We start from the raw sequence: 306 nt of genomic DNA on the forward strand, positions 1-306 counted from the left end.
TTTAAAAGGAATGAATATCAYGGAAAAGGAACTTTATATAATGAAGATGGAACAATAAAATATAAAGGCAAATTTAAAAATGGAGATATTAAATGATACCATAGATATTAAAAAGTATATGCTTAATTATTAGATATAAATTAATATGGAGCGAAAAATGACTAGTAATATTAATGAAATATAATACTAGTCATTTTTGTTATTTATAATTAACAACYAAATAGTTTAACATAGAAAAATACAACTTTATTTTTATTTAATACTTATAATATTTTTAGATAATTCATTAATACTATCAGAAAGAGT

1 protein-coding gene is annotated in these 306 nt (G+C 18.4%); it reads right to left on the reverse strand.

From position 1 onward, the window contains the following. Window positions 1-252: 252 nt before the first annotated feature. On the reverse strand, window positions 253-306 hold a 54-nt coding region (locus G3997_RS11615), incomplete at its 5' end, for a hypothetical protein (RefSeq protein ID WP_296649356.1).

This window comes from Romboutsia sp. 13368, from assembly GCF_018336475.1.
Taxonomy (GTDB): Bacteria; Bacillota; Clostridia; order Peptostreptococcales; family Peptostreptococcaceae; genus Romboutsia.